This window comes from bacterium (assembly GCA_030018315.1).
In the GTDB taxonomy this organism is placed as follows: domain Bacteria; phylum Hydrothermota; class UBA3073; order JACQXS01; family JAGMCI01; genus JASEGA01.
Genome location: JASEGA010000005.1, coordinates 18,982 through 36,272 on the forward strand (window position 1 = coordinate 18,982; position 17,291 = coordinate 36,272).

General features: G+C 38.1%; 16 protein-coding genes. 15 read left to right on the forward strand and 1 reads right to left on the reverse strand.

Features of this window, described 5'->3' with window-relative positions; translation table 11 throughout:
- Positions 1-26 precede the first annotated feature (26 nt).
- The 6 genes from QMD71_02905 to QMD71_02930 all read left to right on the forward strand — a co-directional run bounded on the left by QMD71_02905 (position 27) and on the right by QMD71_02930 (position 3,602).
- A complete protein-coding gene (locus QMD71_02905; protein MDI6839796.1) occupies positions 27-761 on the forward strand; it encodes an HAD family hydrolase in 735 nt (244 codons plus the stop codon).
- Positions 762-818: 57 nt separating this feature from the next.
- Positions 819-1,193 carry a divalent-cation tolerance protein CutA gene (gene cutA / locus QMD71_02910; protein MDI6839797.1) on the forward strand — a complete coding sequence of 125 codons (375 nt, stop codon included), beginning with the start codon at positions 819-821 and terminating at the stop codon, positions 1,191-1,193.
- The gene (locus QMD71_02915; GenBank protein MDI6839798.1) at positions 1,141-1,437 is read left to right on the forward strand and encodes a (2Fe-2S)-binding protein; all 297 of its coding nucleotides are present in this window, start codon (positions 1,141-1,143) and stop codon (positions 1,435-1,437) included. Before cutA ends, QMD71_02915 begins: the two co-directional genes overlap by 53 nt.
- A gap of 259 nt (positions 1,438-1,696) precedes the next feature.
- Positions 1,697-1,867, forward strand: coding sequence for a hypothetical protein (locus QMD71_02920; protein MDI6839799.1), 171 nt, complete (start codon positions 1,697-1,699; stop codon positions 1,865-1,867).
- A 44-nt stretch (positions 1,868-1,911) separates the two neighbouring features.
- Positions 1,912-2,406 (forward strand): transposase, encoded by a 495-nt coding sequence (locus QMD71_02925; protein ID MDI6839800.1) that lies wholly within the window; start codon positions 1,912-1,914, stop codon positions 2,404-2,406.
- Positions 2,407-2,492: 86 nt separating this feature from the next.
- Entirely contained in the window at positions 2,493-3,602 is a 1,110-nt protein-coding gene (locus tag QMD71_02930; GenBank protein MDI6839801.1) for an NAD(P)/FAD-dependent oxidoreductase, read from the forward strand.
- Here the strand turns inward: QMD71_02930 and folK are convergent.
- Positions 3,594-4,115, reverse strand: a complete 522-nt coding sequence (folK, locus tag QMD71_02935) for a 2-amino-4-hydroxy-6-hydroxymethyldihydropteridine diphosphokinase (protein ID MDI6839802.1) — start codon at positions 4,113-4,115, stop codon at positions 3,594-3,596. The two genes, QMD71_02930 and folK, sit on opposite strands and share 9 nt — an antisense overlap.
- Before the next feature lie 191 nt (positions 4,116-4,306).
- Between folK and alaS the strand changes: the two genes are divergently transcribed.
- The 9 genes from alaS (at position 4,307) to dnaG (ending at position 17,287) form a co-directional block, all read left to right on the forward strand.
- The gene (gene alaS / locus QMD71_02940; GenBank protein MDI6839803.1) at positions 4,307-6,877 is read left to right on the forward strand and encodes an alanine--tRNA ligase; all 2,571 of its coding nucleotides are present in this window, start codon (positions 4,307-4,309) and stop codon (positions 6,875-6,877) included.
- Between the two features lie 165 nt (positions 6,878-7,042).
- Positions 7,043-8,761: a FlgD immunoglobulin-like domain containing protein gene (locus tag QMD71_02945; GenBank protein MDI6839804.1), complete on the forward strand. Its 1,719-nt coding sequence runs from the start codon at positions 7,043-7,045 to the stop codon at positions 8,759-8,761.
- A 45-nt stretch (positions 8,762-8,806) separates the two neighbouring features.
- Positions 8,807-10,870, forward strand: a complete 2,064-nt coding sequence (locus QMD71_02950) for a transglutaminase domain-containing protein (GenBank protein ID MDI6839805.1) — start codon at positions 8,807-8,809, stop codon at positions 10,868-10,870.
- Between the two features lie 187 nt (positions 10,871-11,057).
- Positions 11,058-11,744: a signal peptidase I gene (lepB, locus tag QMD71_02955; GenBank protein ID MDI6839806.1), complete on the forward strand. Its 687-nt coding sequence runs from the start codon at positions 11,058-11,060 to the stop codon at positions 11,742-11,744.
- 76 nt (positions 11,745-11,820) lie between these two features.
- Positions 11,821-12,333, forward strand: a complete 513-nt coding sequence (grpE, locus tag QMD71_02960; protein MDI6839807.1) for a nucleotide exchange factor GrpE — start codon at positions 11,821-11,823, stop codon at positions 12,331-12,333.
- A 49-nt stretch (positions 12,334-12,382) separates the two neighbouring features.
- Positions 12,383-14,338 carry a molecular chaperone DnaK gene (gene dnaK, locus QMD71_02965; protein ID MDI6839808.1) on the forward strand — a complete coding sequence of 652 codons (1,956 nt, stop codon included), beginning with the start codon at positions 12,383-12,385 and terminating at the stop codon, positions 14,336-14,338.
- Between the two features lie 2 nt (positions 14,339-14,340).
- A complete protein-coding gene (gene dnaJ / locus QMD71_02970; protein MDI6839809.1) occupies positions 14,341-15,495 on the forward strand; it encodes a molecular chaperone DnaJ in 1,155 nt (384 codons plus the stop codon).
- Positions 15,492-15,668, forward strand: a complete 177-nt coding sequence (gene rpsU / locus QMD71_02975) for a 30S ribosomal protein S21 (protein MDI6839810.1) — start codon at positions 15,492-15,494, stop codon at positions 15,666-15,668. The genes dnaJ and rpsU overlap by 4 nt, the downstream gene beginning before the upstream one ends.
- Complete coding sequence (dnaG, locus tag QMD71_02980) at positions 15,665-17,287, forward strand: DNA primase (protein MDI6839811.1); 1,623 nt, start codon at positions 15,665-15,667, stop codon at positions 17,285-17,287. The genes rpsU and dnaG overlap by 4 nt, the downstream gene beginning before the upstream one ends.
- Positions 17,288-17,291 lie beyond the last annotated feature (4 nt).

The window sequence follows — 17,291 nt, forward strand, 5'->3', positions numbered from 1 at the left end:
TGTTTTTATGTTATATTAAAGAACTAATGATTAAGGGTGTATTTTTTGACTTTTGGGAGACTTTAGTTGTTTTTAATGGTGAATCTGCTCTAAATGAGATGCGACTCAAGAGGGTAGATGGGTTTAGGGATACATTACTCCATTATAACTATAATTTTAGCAAAGAAGCAGTTTGGAAAGCTCTTGAATCAGTTCGTTTATACTGTGGTGAGCTTCGTGAGAAGACCAATAAGGAATTCAGTTCTAAAGAAGTGATAAAGATGGTGCTACAGAAACTAAGTGTTAAATTGACAGCTGAACTTTGCAATAAAATCTTAGAAATCTACTCAAATTCAATTTTATCAATGGATTTGACTCTACGAGCAAAAGTGGATAAGATATTAGCTATCCTTAAGCAAAAAGGACTCAAAATTGGTTTAATTTCAAACACTGAACATGGAGCAATTGAACGATATCTTCTTAAAAGATTTAATATTGGCCAATATTTTGACTCACTGACTTTTTCCTGTGATGTAGGAGTGAGAAAGCCGAGAGTTGAAATATTCAATGAAGCCCTAAAATCATTAAACCTAACCCCTACTGAATCTGTCCATATCGGTGACTGGCCTGAGATAGATATTTTAGGTGCTAAGCGTGCCGGTTTAGGTACAATTTATTTAAAAGTAAAAGATAGACCTTATTCAGAAGAGTTACCTTTACCCGACGCTGTAATAGAAGACATTGCTCAGGTTCCAATAGTTTTGGATAAAGTATTTATATGAATAAATTTCAAAGTTCAAACTCCAAATGTCAAATGAATGCCAAAGCTCGAATACCAAATGAATAAGAATAAGGTGGGTATGGAGTTTATTGTTGTATATACAACTTTTCCTCACCGTAGACATGCAAGGAGATTAGCTAAAAAATTGGTCAAAGAAAAGCTTGTCGCCTGTGCTAATATTTTTAAAATTGACTCTTTATACGAATGGAAAGGTAAGTTAGAGGAAACTCGTGAATACGGTATATTCTTGAAGACACGTGCCGACCTATACTCTTATGTAGAATCGCAAATAAGGGCTAATCATCCATATGAACTGCCATGTGTAATTTCGTGGAAGCTTGATTATGGGTCTAAAGAGTTTCTAAACTGGATATCTAAAAATGCGTCTTATAAAGCATCCGATAGTAGAGTTCAAAAGAGGCAAAAAAGTTAAGTTTTATTTTGAAGCCAAAGAACTCGAAGCTTATGAAGGTGAGACTGTGGCTTCTGCTCTTATAGCCTCTGGAGTAAAGATATTTAGATACAGTAAACACTATAAACGACCATTAGGCTTCTTTTGTGCAATTGGTAAATGTTCAAGTTGTCTTATGGAGATTAATGGTGTTCCTAATCAAATGACTTGTATGAGATTAGTAGAAGAAGGTATGAAAGTGAGACGGCAAGCAGATAAGAAATGACGAAAATCCGAATGACAAATGACGACGGAATTAATTAAGAATTTTTGTATTAACAGGTAGATTTTAGTGATTATATTAGGACTGTAGGAGAGAATGATGAGAGGCATCGTAGAATTTCAACTAAAGAATTAGGAGGAATACCATGGCAAAAAAGACACAAAAAAGGAGGATAGAGTGATGAAACTATTTCCCATTATTCTTTGTGCATTCTTTGTTGGCTGTGCTACACCTTTTACCAGAGAGACCTAAATTAGATTGGATGAATGCCGAATTAACTAAAGTTGGTATTTATAATAAAAATGTGCAAAAGCAAGTTACTGCTTGGGCTGGAGTTAGAAATAGTGCAGCACACGGGAAGCCAAATGAGTTTACAAAAGCTCAAGTGAAAGATATGATTAGTGGGGTAGTTAATTTTAATGCCACTTATTAAAAGTAGTATCGTCTCTATTTTGAGGCTCTTAAGGAATTAGATAAATGAAAAGTTCTGACAAGCAGCGTAAGAGTATTCAGTTGAAGGGATACGATTATTCGCAATCTAGGGCATATTTTGTAACAGTTTGCATTCACAACAAAGAATGTTTATTAGGTAATATAGCGGATGGGCAAATGCAGCTTAATGAATATGGTCATATAGTTGTAGAATGTTGGAACACTATTTCCGACCATTTTAACAATGTGCAATTAGATGGGTCTGTTATGATGCCGAACCATATTCATGGGATATTGATGATTGTGGATAATTGTAGGGACACACCATGCCATGTCTCTACAGGAGAACAATTTGGTAAGCCGACAAGAGGGTCCTTACCTACTATTATTCGGTCATTCAAATCAGTTGTAACCAAACGAATTAATGAAATGAGAAATATATCCTGTATTCCAATATGGCAATCTAGATATTATGAACACATTATACGAAATGAAAAATCATTAAACAAGATTAGAGAATATATAATATATATTGAATAATCCATTGAAATGGGAATTGGATATAGAAAATCCATACAGAAAAAAGATTATAAAAGTTTCACTGATTATTTAAAGGAATAATTAAAATGAAAACTGATATCCTTGTGATAGGGGGTGGTCCTGCTGGCTTATCTGCTGCTATAACTGCAAAAAGTTTAGGTACTGATGTCATTGTAGTGGATGAGAACCCTAAAATAGGTGGTCAGCTGATAAAGCAGACACATAAGTTTTTTGGCTCAAAGCAACACTGGTGTGGTGTTAGGGGAATTGATATTGCTACAATACTTATGAGACTTGTAGAAGAAAGTGGGATAAAAGTGTTCCCCAATGCCTCTGCTATAGGGATTTATAATGAAAATGGCAAGAAAATTGTTGGAGTAGTACTGAACAATGCTCTTGTGCCTATAGAGGCGGATGGCATAATTGTAGCTACAGGGGCACAGGAGAATATGCTTAATTTTGTAAATAACGATTTACCTGGAGTCTATGGTGCAGGTGCAGTCCAGACACTTGTAAATGTCTACGGTGTCCCACCTGGTGAGAGAGTTTTGATGATAGGGTCAGGCAATATTGGGCTCATTGTGAGTTATCAGCTGATGCAAGCCGGAATCCAGGTGATAGGAATAGTAGAGGCTATGCCTTATATTGGTGGCTATTTGGTTCATGCGTCAAAAGTCAGGCGGCTTGGTATCCCAATTTATACTTCACATACAATAAAGGAGGCGATTGGGACTGATGAAGTTGTTGGTGCAGTGATTGTAGAGTTAGATTCTGACTGGAATGAAATTGCGGGGACTGAAAAGAGATTGGACTGTGATGTAATCTGTCTTGCTGTCGGGTTGACTCCATCAGCTGAACTCTTGTGGCAAGCTGGTTGTGATATGGTCTACATTTCGGAATTAGGTGGCTATGTTCCTTGGCATAATAAAGAGCTACAGACGAGTATTCACAGAATTTATGTAGCTGGTGATACATCAGGTATAGAGGAGGCAGTCACTGCTATACTTGAGGGTCGTATTGCCGGTGCTGCTTGTGCATACGAAATAGCTGGAGTAAAAGAGGCTAAAGAAATTATAAAGCAAAATCTTCATGAATTAAGAGAGTTTAGAAAAGGACCATTTGGAGAGAAGGCGAGGGTGGAGAAAGAGAAATTGAAAATGACGAAATCCGAATGTCAAATGACAAACTTACTTTAAAACTTTGTCTGGTGGTAAGGATAGCTTACAAGCTTGTTCTGAGTTGGGTAAGTCCTCAAGTAATTCTTTAACTGTCTTTTTAAGTATAGGATGTATTAAGTCTGGTACTATCTCAGATAATGGCAGGAGTACAAATTTTCTTTGCTGTATGTGTGGGTGTGGGATTATAAGGTTTGGGTCGTTTATAATGAGACTGTCATAAAATAATATATCTAAATCTATGGTTCGTGGTCCAAATCTTTTTGTTCTTTTTCTCTTGAGCTCAGTTTCAATTTGGGAGAGTTTATTTAGTAGTTTGTATGGTGATAGTTTGGTCTTTACTAAAACAACACAATTTAAGAACAGCGGCTGATTTTTCTCTCCTCCACAGGATTCTGCGAACCACGGCTCTGTCTCCCATATAGAAGACATTTTTATTATCTCTCCCATTTGAGATAACTTTTTGATAGCTAATTTAATATTTGTAAGCCTATCCCCAAGATTAGAGCCTATTCCTAAATATACTGATGCCATAGTATAATTATATCAAATCAAAAATCAAATGTCAAAAATATAACAGGAATTGGAGTAGAATTTAAGAGATAGAAAATAAGCCCTTTGATGAGATTCTTCGTTTTGCTCAGAATGACAGAGAAAAGGTATATGTGTTGTAGAGAATGAAAAATTGTTTGACAATAGATGTGTTACAATATATTATTTAGCTAATGAAGGCACAGGAACTTAGGGAAACATTTTTGAATTTTTTTAAAGACCGCGGTCATACGGTAGTGGGTTCATCTGGTCTTGTCCCAAGAGGTGACCCAACCCTCTTATTTACGAGTGCAGGTATGGTTCAGTTTAAGAAGTTATGGTCGGGTGAGTCACCGATTTCATACCGTCGTGCAGTTAGTATTCAGAAATGTTTGAGGGCGAGCGACCTTGATGAGGTGGGGAGGAGGGTCAAGTATAACACATTCTTTGAGATGTTGGGCAACTTTTCGTTTGGTGATTACTTTAAGCTTGACGCAATCAAATGGGCGTGGGAGTTTATGACGAAAGTGTTGAAGTTGTCCGAAGATAAATTGTATGTGTCGGTTCTGAGTGATGACACTGAAGCATATAAGATTTGGCGTGATGAGGTTGATATAGATAACAAAAAGATATTTAAGTTAGGTAAGGATGACAATTTTTGGCTTCCTGCTGGTGGCACTGGTGCTTGTGGACCATGTTCTGAAATATTTTATGACCTTAGTGAGGATGTAGGGTGCGGCAAACCTGACTGTAGACCAGGCTGTAAATGTGACCGATTTCCTGAAGTTTGGAACCTTGTTTTCCCTCAGTATGATTCACAGCCTGATGGCACTCTTAAGCCGCTTAAGAATAGGGGTATTGATACTGGAATGGGACTTGAGCGTCTTCTTATGGTGGTTCAGGGTAAGAAGTCGCTGTTTGAGACTGACCTGTTCAATCCAATTGTTGATGAGGTATGTAAAATTTGTGATGTAAAATATGAGGAGAATAAAGTATCTATAAATATAATTGCAGACCACATAAGGGCACTGACATTTGCGGTTGCTGAAGGTGTATATCCTTCTAATGTAAGCAGGGGCTACCTTTTACGTCGTCTTTTACGTCGTGCTCAAAGGGAGATGTATGAGTTTGGTGTAAAGAAGCCGTTCCTTTATAAACTTGTGCCCATAGTAGCAGATGTGATGCGTGACTGTTATCCTGAGCTTGTCTCTCGCAGAGAGAGTGTAGCATTGATTATAAAGTCAGAAGAAGAAAGCTTCTTGCGTACACTTGGGCAAGGGCTTGTAGTCTTTAACGAAGTCCTTTCTGGGCTCAAGTCACGCACAATTCCGGGTGATGCTGTTTTCAAATTATACGATACTTATGGCTTTCCACCCGAGCTTGTTGAGGAGCTTGCTACTCACAAGGGATTTAAAGTAGATAAAGTTGGCTTTGATAAAGTTATGAATGAAGCAAAAGAGCGTACTAAGATGACAGGTAAGTTTAAGGACTCTGCAAAAGTAGACTGGACTGAAATTTTCCCCATTACTGTGACTGATTTTGTTGGCTATAAAGTTTTACGCACTCGGTCAAAGGTAGCAAAATGGAGGCAAGTTAATGATAATATAGAAATTGTATTGGACCGTAGCCCGTTTTATGCAGAAGCGGGTGGACAGATTGGTGACTGTGGTAAAATATACAATAGCTCAATGGAAGTAGAGGTTTTGGACACTAAAAAATTAGGTGATTTATATGTCCATATTGGGAAATTAAAAAAGGGTAATATAAATAATAAAATGGTAATATGTGAGGTAGATAAAGATAGGCGAAAGGCTGTTGAGCAGAATCATACTGGGACGCACTTAATTCATTCAGCTTTGCGTAAAGTTTTAGGTGACCATGTACATCAAGATGGCTCGTTAGTGGAGGCTGATAGATTCAGGTTTGACTTCACTCATTTTAAGCCCCTCAGTAACTATGAGATTGAAAAAGTTGAGTCACTTGTAAATGGTTGGATATTAGAAAATATTACTGTAAAGACATATGTAACTTCATTTGATGCAGCAGTAGATTCGGGTGCGACTGCTATTTTTGGTGAGAAATACGGGGATAAAGTAAGGGTAGTCCGTATTGGTGACATCTCAATGGAGCTTTGTGGTGGCACTCATGTCCGCTCTACAGCAGAGCTTATTTTTTTAAAAATTATTTCTGAAACTGGTATTCATACTGGTATAAGGAGGGTTGAAGTTTTGACTGGTGCCACTGCTATTAAGCGGCTAATGGGTTATGAGTCAGATTTAGTTTCAATTTCAGATAGATTAGGAGTAGAACCTTCTCAAGTTAAGGATAAGGTTTATAATTTGATAGAGGATAATAAGAAGCTAAGAGATAGATTGATGGAACTTGAGCGCGTCTCAATTTTAAATCTGGTGCCTGAAATTTTAAGTAAGAAAGAGGTGATTGATGGGATAGATGTTTTAATATCTAAAGTTCCGACTGAGAACATTGAAATTTTACGTATTTTAGCTGATAAGTTAAGAGTGGGCAGTCAAAGAGTAGGTGTTTTATGTTCTGTAATAAATGGGAAGCCAGTTTTTATCACTTTTGTCTCTGATGATTTAAAGTCACAAATAAAGGCTTCTATTATTGCTAATAAGATAGGTAAATTAGCGGGTGGTGGGGGAGGAGGTAAGGATACAATTGGACAAGCAGGTGGTAAAGATACGAGTGAGTTGGACTATGTCTTGGGACATGTCCCAAGATTAATTTCTGAAATTATAAAATAGTATGCAGGGAAAACGAATGTACTGAATGATAGCGAACGTGACGAATATCATTATTGAGATTTCAAATTCCGAAGCTTGTATCAACGAGTTAACATCTTTTTATAAAAGCAAAAATAACTTGACAAAGAGCAAATTGTGATAAATATTAAAGATTGGAGGTGTAATATGAAACACTCTTTAGTTTGTCTTGTTGTGGTATTGACTACAGCTCGTAGTTGGTCTACGACTGTAATAAAAGGAAACTATAAGACTCCTTTCAATTATGCTATTGTAGTGAAAAATTCTACACTTGAAGATTCTTCCTGGTCAGCAGTAGCTGATACATTACAAGCCCGTCACGGTGGTACTATATTTACTCATACTGGCAATGTATGGGATGTCCAGTCCTCTCTCTCAGAATATAAGCCGACCCATATTTGCTTTTTAGCTAAAGTTACAGATATAACAAGTGTAGGCTCGACTGAATATGTACGTAGAATACACCAATTAACAAGAGCATTGGATGACGACCCTTATGGTGATGCGGTATGGGGTATATTGACAGGCTATAATGCAGATGATGCCATGAAGATAGCAACTACACCAAAAGAGGTTCTAATTTCTAATGTTCTACTTAAGGATTGTATGGGGCTCCTTTATTGGGTGAGGCAAGGTATGTATTTTGCCTGTCATATATATGGGCGTGTAGGGGTGAAGCGGCCTGATTGCGACACTGTTGAAGTATACAATAATGGACCGCAGGATTGTACTGATACAATGGTAACTCTGATTAATACAAACACATTTCACCTGATAATGCCAGGTGGCCACGGTGATCATGACGCTTGGCAGTTACATTACCCAAGCCCTGGTTATGAAGGCTATTTTCGGTCAAGTAACGGGCAGGTGTACGGTGACCCTTATTCTGGCTCAAATATAAATGTGAGTTCAACTAACCCAAAGGTATTTTTTGCACCATTTAACTGTCTTCATGGTCAAATATTAGGTGGTGGCTCTTTTGTCCCTTCTTGGGCGCATACTGGTGGAGTATGCCAATATTGGGGAAATACAATACCTGTAGGTACACCAGCTATTATGAAAGGTTTCTATTATGTATGGTATCAGCCTGACCGAAATACATTTGCTGAAGCTTTCTATTATGAGAACCAATCGGTAATCTTTAATATAGTTAATAATATACCCGGTTCAAACCAGAGTGGGTTAAACACTGAGAAAGATGTTTGGGGCTTTTACGGTGACCCGGGGTGTGATTTCCGTTTTGAAAAGGCAGCTATAGAGCCATGGTCTGAGTATGAGTTTATAATAAAAGAAGGGACTGGTGGAGTAGATACTGTAACTTTTAGAATAACTGTAACTCGTGAAGGCAAACCCGGTGCTTGGCCTTGGGGGCAACCCGAGATTGCATTGTTGCCATTTATAGCAGAAGATGTGCATATTATATCTACAGATGCATATAATGCAGTGGTGACAGAAAATTTTGTATTGTTAGATATATGGCATCAGGGAGATTCTAATTTACAACCCGGTGCTACCCGTGAAGTAGTTTTCACTGCCAAGAAGATGGGTGTAGAAGAATCACATATATCAGTTACTAAATTTGTTATCCTATCCCAGAACTGTCCTAACCCGTTCACTAATGTAACCACTATCCCGTATTACTTTTCAAATGCTACTCGCACTCCTTCTCCTGTGAGTTTAAAAATCTACTCTATTTCTGGTAATCTAGTCAAAGTTCTTGTGGCTGGGTATCAGAGCCCTGGTTCTCATAATGTGAGTTGGGATGGTTGTGATAATTTTGGCAATAAAGTGCCAAATGGAGTATATTTTTGTAGACTTAGTGTTGACAATTGTAGCGCGACAAAAAAGTTGAGTATTTTGAGATAAAGGGTTTAAAGAGGTCTAAAGGTTTAAAAGCTTAAGGAGGTTAATATGTGGTTTTTACTTTCTTTTTTATTAGGTGTTTCCTTTAATGATTGGTCGTTAATTGACTCTGTTTCAATTAATCTTGATGTTTCAGCTGGTAATTATCTTTGTGTAAAGTTTGATGCTCCTATTGACAGTCTTGAAGTTTACACTCCACCTGATTTCCTTACTCCATTATCAAAGCAAGCTGTAGCTTATTCTCCGGGGTGGTTGAGGATTGACCTTGTTGCTAATCTTAGTCAGCTGGATTCCGATCTTCAAGACCAGTATGCGACTATGATTTTGGATGCCCCACCTGCATGGGTTGATGAGCTTTCATTTCAGGTGGCTCATATTCCGTCAAATATTTTAAGTAATCCAAACTTCTATCCAGAAGTAATAACTGAGAATACCAAGTTTATTTATCAAGCTGATAGTGTTCTTGCCTATGCTGATATAATTGATTATGGTGGAGCAGATTATTACTCGACTGTCCGGTATCGTGCAGTCAATGAATCCGGCGATACTATTGAGCTTGAGTATCCAAAAGAGTATTATTATTGGTATATTGTGCATCCAAAGATTTCTCGTGAGCTATGCACTTATATTAATCCAAATACTGGTGACCCAAGTTTTCCACCAACTGGTAAGTTTTGGCGTGATTACCTATTTAATCAAGCGGATGCTGGTTATCCAGTTTTACGAGATTATTTTACAAATTGTTCAATTCTTTGGGGTTGTCTTCATAATGATACAACAGATGCAAATGGTGCAGTTGCAAAATTGAATAACTGGATGCGTCAAGTTATGGTATTCCAGTCACCGAGTTCAAGAAAGTATCAGCCTGTTCATATATACCATCAGCATCGCGGTACTTGCACTGAATGGGGTATATTAACTGCGGCTGCTGCAAGGGCTTGTCTTATTCCGACTGTCAGGACTTCTGCATATGGGGATAACCATCACTGGAACGAATTTTACGAGTCTAGGTGGGTTCAGTGGGAGCCTGTTAATAAGATGATAGATAATTACACTTATGACCCTGGTTGGTGGCAATTAGCTGCAGCTATAAATTGGCGTGGCGATGGCTACACTTGGACAGTAAGTGAGCGCTATACTCCTTTTTGTACTTTAACTGTGAAAGTAATTGATGTTAACCAAGACCCGGTAGACGGTGCCTTTGTCGCTGTCCGTGGCGGTCCGAATCAGGTAACTTGGTATTGTGCTTTTGGGTATACAAATTCAGCTGGTGAGTGTTCGTTTACTTTGGGTGATTTGCTTAATTATGATTGTCGTGTCACAAGCTCAATTGGTGAAGTCTACTGGACTCCCGTAATTACCAATAGTCAAGGTGGTGAACATTACTCTTGGACACCACAACTTGATGGTGTAGTTCCCAGTATATCTGTGTTTGATGATACTTTACCAGAGAGTCCTCAAGATGAATATAAAGTAGCTGTTAACTTAGATGTTCCTCAGGAAGCAATATATGGAAACAATCCCGATGATAACAGCCTTTTTATAAAAAGGGATTCAACTGGTAATTTAGAATTCTTCATTTGTGACTCTTTAAATTTTACTAAATTTGTTGCTGGCTCTAAGTTTCTTGCATTTTTAATCTCTAAAGATATATCCACAATAGACACAAGTTTTGTCTTCCCCACATCTGAGCCATGGTATCTTATAGTCTCTAACAAAGATGTGGTAGCTAATGCTCAGAGTGTCTCTCTTCGTGTGGAATTATACAAAAAAACGGGTGGTATTGCAAGTGTAGTTTATAATCCGAGTCAAAATCTATCTGTCTACCCTAATCCATTCAACCAAAAGGCAGTAATTAGGGTTCAGGGGTTAGGTAGGGGTTTGATTAATCAAACTCCTACACTGCAAATTTATGATTTAGCTGGCAGATTAATTAAGTCTTTACCACTAATCACTGACAACTTATCCACAGGATTCTGCGAATCACTGACCACTGCTGTGGCTTGGGATGGTACTGATTCCAGTTTCAACAAAGTTCCATCTGGTATATACTTTCTCAAACTAAAATTAGGTCCAGAGCAAGTAATGACCAAATTACTTTTGCTAAGATAGCGACTATATAGAATGTCAAATATCAAAGCTCAAAATCCAAATAAAGTTCAAAGGCTCAAAAGTTAAATTTATAAGTTGCTGACTATTAGCATCTATATTGGAATATATTTTCAGCTCAAGCTCCGGGTATAATTCTCAAAAATAACTTGATTTTTTAGGAATTTTGGTTATAGTATTTATATAAATTATGGTAAAAAAGAAAAGTAAACTTCGTAAGTGGATAGAAGACATTGTTTTTGTTGCTGTCTGTGTTCTTGTAATTCGTACTTTTATAGTTCAAGCTTATAGAATACCGTCGGGGTCAATGGAGCCTACGCTTCTAATTGGTGACCACTTATTTGCGTGTAAGTTTTTTTATGGGATAAGGATTCCAATAACTGGTAAGCATGTTATTCGGCTTCGTAAGCCCCGTCCTGGTGACATAATAATTTTCAGATTTCCTTATGAGCGTAAGGACTTTGTCAAGCGTTGTATAGGGGTGGGTGGTAATATTGTAGAAATAAGGAATAAAAATGTGTATGTGAATGGTGTACTGTTAAACGAGCCTTATGCTCATTTTAGTGATTTACGCACTTATTCTAAATTAGAGTCAATTGGCTCTAATTATCAGGATGCTTGGGAGCGTGGTGAGTTAAGGACTGCGGGTGGTTTAGTCCGTGACAATTTTGGACCTGTTCGCGTTCCTCCTAATTCTATATTTGTGATGGGTGACAACCGCGATTACTCATTTGATTCACGGTTTTGGGGTCCTTTGAATGATAAATATATATTAGGTAAGGCAATTGTATTGTATTTTTCGTGGAATAGGGAGCCACCACTTTATAAAATTTGGGAAAAAGTGAGATGGACGAGAATAGGGAAGTTAATTAAATAAATTTCAAATTCCAAAATCCAGATTCCAAACAATTTTGAATCCTTTTTGAGTAGTTTGCATCTAAACTATTGAATTAGTGGGTAAGAAGACACTAAAAGAGGAATTAGAAGAATATAAGGATAAGTATTTAAGGGCTCTTGCTGAGCTTGATAATTACAGGAAGCGTATAAAAAAGGAGAAGGAAGAGCTTGTAAATTATGCATCTGAGCGTCTCATCCTTGAGCTAATTCCAGTTTTAGACAATTTTGAGCGTGGTCTGAGTTCTTTACGAGATATAAAATCTGATAATTTAGATGATTTCTACCGTGGTATTGAGCTGATTTATGATAGATTTAAAGAATTGCTTGAAAAGGAAGGCATTAAATCGTTTAGTGCTGTAGGTGAGAAGTTTAACCCTGCTCGTCATGAGGCAGTTTCGGTAACTGATTCAGGTGACTGTCCTCCTGATACTGTGGTGTCTGAGCTCTGTAAGGGCTATATATTGAAAGATAAGGTTATAAGACCTGCAAAAGTAGTGGTAGCAAAAAAAAGAAATGACGAAGTCCGAATGACGAATAACGAAAAAAGAATGCTAGGGGAAAATGCTTAAAAGTCCTAAATACCTAAATGATGAGTAAAGAGAGTGAGTGGAGGTAATAATGGCAGAGAAAGCAATAGGAATTGATTTAGGTACAACTTACTCCTGTGTAGCAATAGTAGAGGGTAAGGAGCGTGTAGTTATTCCAAATCCAGATGGTGGCCGTACAACTCCTTCTATAGTAGCGATAACATCTTCTGGCGAGCGTCTTGTCGGTCCTTTAGCCAAGCGTCAGATGGTGACTAATCCTGAAAATACAATATACTCAATTAAGAGGTTTATGGGTAGGCGTTATTCTGAGGTCTCTGAAGAAATAAAGCTTGTTCCGTATAAGGTAGTAGAGGGGCCGCATCAGGATGCGCGAGTAGTGATGGCTGGCAAGCAGTACTCGCCACCTGAAATATCGGCTTTGGTTCTTCAATACTTGAAGAAAGCAGCAGAAGATTATTTAGGCGAGAAAATAACCAAAGCTGTAATCACAGTGCCTGCTTACTTTAACGATGCTCAGCGTCAGGCGACTAAGGATGCGGGTAAGATAGCTGGGTTAGAAGTTTTGAGGATAATAAATGAGCCAACCGCTGCCTCTTTAGCTTATGGGTTAGGGACAAAGAAAAGGGAGCGTATCGCTGTGTACGACTTTGGGGGTGGCACATTTGATATCTCTATAATAGAGATAGATATGAAGGAGACTCCTCCTTTGTTTGAAGTAATAGCTACGAATGGTGATACCCATCTTGGTGGCGATAATATTGACCAGCGAATAGCAGACTGGATGGTGAAGGAGTTTAAAAAAGAATATGGGATAGACTTAAGTAAAGACAGGTCTGCTTTACAAAGGTTACGCGATGCAGCTGAGAAGTCAAAATGTGAGCTTTCCACTACTCTTGAGACAAGTATTAATCTACCTTTTATAACAGCTGACTCATCTGGGCCTAAGCATCTTGATATGAAGTTAACACGAGCCAAGTTAGAGTCCTTAGTAGAAGATTTAATAGAACGTTCTCGACGTCCTTGTGAGCAGGCAGTAGAAGATGCAATTAGTAAGACAGGCTCATCAATAAAGAAGATAGAAGATATTGACCAAGTAGTTCTTGTAGGTGGTATGACTCGTATGCCAAGGATACAGCAATTTGTGCGTGAATTTTTCATGAAAGAGCCTAACCGTGGTGTTAATCCTGACGAAGTTGTAGCAGTAGGTGCTGCAATTCAAGCTGATGTCTTATTAGCTGGTGAGGAGAAGAAAGAAATCCTTTTATTAGATGTGACTCCCCTAACATTAGGGATTGAGACTTTGGGTGGCGTGATGACTTCTATGATTCAACGTAATACAACTATTCCGACAAGGAAGTCTCAAATATTTACAACTGCTGCTGATAATCAGACTGCGGTAACTATCCATGTTCTTCAAGGTGAGCGTCCTATGGCAGCTGATAACCGCTCCTTAGGCAGATTTGACCTTATAGGGATTCCACCTGCTCCTCGTGGTGTCCCACAAATAGAGGTAAGTTTTGATATAGATGCGAATGGTATTTTGGCGGTTAAGGCAATAGATAAGGCTACTAATAAAGAGCAATCTATAAGGATTACTGCTTCATCTGGTCTCTCATCTGAAGAAATTGACCGCATGGTGCGTGAGTCAAAGGAACATGAGGCTGAAGATAAGCAGAAGAAGGAATTGATTGAGACAAGGAATCAAGCTGACACCTTAATTTACTCAGTTGAGAAAAGTTTAAATGAGTTTGGTGACAAGGTATCGGAAGATAATAAGAGTAATATTCGTAATGCAATTGATAGTTTAAAGAAAGCAATATCTGGCACTGACATTTCAGCAATCAAAAGCGGTATGGATATACTTCAGAAGGCGAGTTACAAGCTTGCTGAAGAAATGTATAAGAAAGCGGGGCCAACTCCTGAGGCAGGTCCAAAGAAGGAAGAGGAGCATAAAGAGAAGAAAGAAGGTCCTATAGAGGCAGAGTATGAAGTCATAGATGAAGAAAAGAAAGATAAGGATAAATAAAAATGGCAGCGAAGCGTGATTATTACGATATTTTAGGTATCTCTAAAAATGCAAGTGCTGACGAGATTAAAGAGGCTTACCGTCGTCTTGCCCGAAAATATCATCCTGATATGAATCCGGATAAGGATAAAAAGGAGGCAGAGGAGAAATTCAAGGAACTGTCTGAGGCTTACGAAGTTCTAATTGACCCTAATAAACGTAGTATGTACGACCAGTTTGGTCATTCTGGAGTAGAGTCACAATTTGGACCTGGTGGCTTTAGTTGGAGTAATTTCACCCATTTTTCTGATGTAGAGGATATATTTGGTGACTTACTTGGCGATTTTTTTGGTGGTTTTAGAGGCGAGTCCATAATTGATAGACTATTTGGGCGAGGGACTTCCACAGGCGCTGCTGGACGTACGAGAGGGGCGGACATCCAAGTAACTATCCCATTATCTTTACAAGAGATAGCCCATGGTGTAACAAAAAAAATCAGGCTCAAGCGTTATGAGAAATGCTCTTCTTGCAATGGAGTAGGTGGTAAAGGTTACAATTCTTGTTCTACTTGTGGTGGTAGCGGTCAAGTAAAGCAGGTGAGTTCAAGTATATTTGGTCAATTTGTGAACATCAGTTCTTGTCCTAAATGTAGAGGTAGTGGTAGGATTATAAAAGAGCGTTGTCCTGAATGTAGAGGCTCAGGTAAGGTTGAGAAGTTAGCAACGGTCTCAGTAAATGTGCCTGCTGGTGTAAGTCATGGTAATTATATTCCTATAAGGGGACAGGGGAATGCAGGAAATAACGGAGGTCCTCCTGGTGATTTAATTGTAGTAATAGACGAGAAATCAGACCCAATATTCAAAAGAGATGGTGCAGATATATTTGTGAGAGTTCCTGTATCTTTTTCAGTTATAACTTTGGGTGGTAATGTTGAGGTTCCCACTCTTGATGGCAGAGTGGCACTCCGTATACCTCCGGGAACTCAGAGTGGTAAAATATTTAAGCTTCGTGGCAAAGGGCTTCCCAAATTAAATGGTTATGGTAGTGGTGACGAATTAGTAGAGGTCTTTGTCCATACTCCTGTGGGTTTATCTCGAGAGGCAGAGGAATTAATAAAGAAGCTTGATAAACTAATTGGACACCCTAAAGTTAATACCGGAGGAGGTGAATATGGATGATTATTGTCAAAGTAAAAGAGGGCGAATCTTTCGAATCTGCCTATCGTCGTTTTAAGCGTCAGTGTGAGAAGGAGCGTCTTTTTTCAGAGTTTAAGAAACATGAGCGATATGAGAAACCGTCGCAGAGAAGAAAAAGTAAAAGGTCTCAAGTTATAAGAAAAATAGGTAAGTGAAAATACCCCAGGATAAGATATCCCAAATTCATGATGCAATCCCAATTGAGGAATTAATTGGGTCTTATATCCCTTTGAAGAGAGTGGGCAAAAATTTTAAGTCCCTTTGTCCTTTTCATTCTGAGCGTACTCCTTCTTTTTTTATCTCTCCTGAAAAAGGACTTTATCACTGTTTTGGTTGCGGCAAATCTGGTAATATATTCACTTTTATGATGGAATATAATAATTTGACATTCCCTCAAGCTATTAGGTTTCTTGGTGAGAAGGCAGGTATTCATGTAGAATCTGTAGAAGATGTAAATGAGAATTTGTATAAAGCAAACGAATTTGCAGCCAGACTTTACCACTCGTCTCTTTTCAGTGATAATGGACTTCCGGGTCGCAAGTGGCTTGAGTACCGTGGCATTCAAAGAGATATTGTTGATAAATTTATGATAGGTTATGCACCGAGTGACTCTATTGTATATCTAAATTCAAGCTCCAAAGGAATAAATTTAGCAGATCTCGAAACCCTTGGTCTTTTAGTCAAGCTTGAAGGTGGTGGCTACCGCGATACCTTTAGTATGAAGGTGATTTTTCCTATAAGGGATAGGTGGGGTAAGGTCTTAGGTTTTGGTACAAGAGTTCTTGACAATAGTGAGCCAAAATATATAAACTCACGAGATTCTCCTGTGTTTAAGAAGGGCAATTTATTATATGGACTTTACGAATCTCAGCCCTACATAAAAGAAGAAGTAATTCTCGTAGAAGGTTATACAGATTTACTGACTCTTTATCAATCTGGTATAAAAAATGTAGTAGCAAGCTTGGGAACTTCACTTACTGCTTATCAGGCGCGTCTTTTAAAACTTCATGCTTCAAGTGTAATCCTTATCTACGATGGTGATATTGAAGGACTTAAGGCAGCTGAGAGAGCCATAGATATATTACTTGAGACATCACTTAATGTTAAAATCCTTCCTTTATCTGAAGGTGAGGATCCTGATTCATTTGTCAGAAAATATGGCAAACTCGACCTAAGCGGGGCACAAAGTTTTGTAGAATTTAAATTTAAAGAATGTAAAGATGTGTATGAAAAGGGTGTTCTTGTAAGAAGTTTTCAGCAAACTTTAAGTAAAATTTCTGATGCACAGAAAAGGGAACTTTGGGCAGATTACATTTCACAGAAGTTAGGTGTGAATCGCAACTTCCTACTTGTAGTCCCTACCTCGTCCCCATATGTTAAACCTGCTGTCTCCAAAATGGAATTGGAGGGGTTAGAAATTGAGCTATTAGCTCTTGCATCTTCTTATCCAATAGTGAAAGAGTTACTGCTTAAGAATCAGTTTGAATTTTCAACACCCGAATTAAGTTCTCTTTTTGATTTAGTATTAAAAGGCATGAAACCTTCAGAAATTCTTAATTCTGTAAGTGAGTGTTTGAGAACCAGTTTTACAAAGGTTATCTTCTTGGAAGGTGTTGATTCTAAAAAAATGGCTTTTGATTATATCAATCGTATAACGAGATGGAAAGCCGATCTCCGTAAAATAGAGTTACGTGAGATAGGCGATAAGGAAGGTTGGACTCCTGAGCATTTAGCTGAGTATCAAAAGCTAACCACAAAACTAAAAGGAGGTTAAAAGT